The following is a 1,181-nucleotide window of genomic DNA, read 5'->3' on the forward strand; positions in this document are numbered from 1 at the left end:
TTGAGTGTAGATCGGTCGGCCGTCGTCCGCGAGAGCTTCGGGGGAGTACCCCCTGCTTGAGCAGGGGAACATCAGATTTCGGAGTAGAAGCGGGCCTGAGAGCATGGTCGGCTTCAGCGATCAGAGCTGTCATTCGTGGAGCAGCAGGACCGTCATGGTTTGACCCAAAGCAGTCCTCCGTCGTGTCACTAAGGCGTTGACCACAGCAGGTGGGCTGGTGAACGTGGTGATCAACTCGATTGGCCTAAAGGTGTTCGGGCTGGCGAATGGCAGCGTGAGAAGTACGGCGGCTAAGGCTGTCGGACGTGGCGCAAGCTCCACCGGGCCATTGATCCTGATACCGGCGAGATCCTCGCCTCAGAGCTGACGACCACCGAAGACGGTGATGCCTCACAGGTCGGTTCCTTGCTGGATCAGATTTTAAGCCCAATCGCTTCGGTCACGACTGATGGCGAACCCGTCTACCGTACCATCGCCGAGCGGGATCCTGCTGCGGCTGTGATTATCCCACCGCGCTCAACGGCAGTGCCGAGCGACAATACCGAGACAGCGCCTACCAAGCGAGACCGGCACCTCCAGACAATCCAGGCGCGTGGTCGGCTCGGCTGGCAGAGGATGGTCAACTACGGCCGACGGTCGTTGGGCGAGGTGGCAATAATGCGCTACAAAACCCTGATCGGCCGCCGCCTCCACGCCCGGACTCTGTCTAAGCAAAAGGCCTAAGAATGCATTCAATTTTTCTCGCACGTCCCCCGCAGCCGGGAGGATTTTATCCGCATCATTCAGTCCCGAAGCATCTTCATAATTAAGGAATCTCCGATGTTCCACTTTTAGACTTCGGATCTTTTCGGCAAGGAACGAGGTCAGCCTGTTCTTACAAGAGGGGTGCAAATCTAGCGGCATTGAAGATAGGGTTCTGAGCGTGGACACGCCGCAAACATAACGGCAGTTACAAGCATCTCAGGAGATGGGAATTGAGGCAAGATGGTTTCCCCAAAGCAACGGCATGGCCGAAGCCTTCGTGCGTACGATCAAGCGCGATTACGTCCGTGTCATACCAAGTCCCAACGAGGATGACTCGTCGCAGTTTCAAAGCACCAGAGATGTGATTCAACATGGCAAACGAGGAGGTTTGCTGTGTCGACACCGGTGGCGCTCCGATCTGATTACGATGCCACTCG

The 1,181-nt window shown here is 56.8% G+C and carries 1 pseudogene; it reads left to right on the plus strand.

Annotation, left to right across the window (positions count from 1 at the left end):
• Positions 1-184: 184 nt before the first annotated feature.
• Positions 185-717 (plus strand): annotated as a pseudogene (locus tag FS320_RS43750) (transposase); the annotation flags it as partial.
• Positions 718-1,181: the final 464 nt, after the last annotated feature.

It is taken from the genome of Microvirga tunisiensis, assembly GCF_009296175.1.
GTDB classification, from domain to species: Bacteria; Pseudomonadota; Alphaproteobacteria; order Rhizobiales; family Beijerinckiaceae; genus Microvirga; species Microvirga tunisiensis.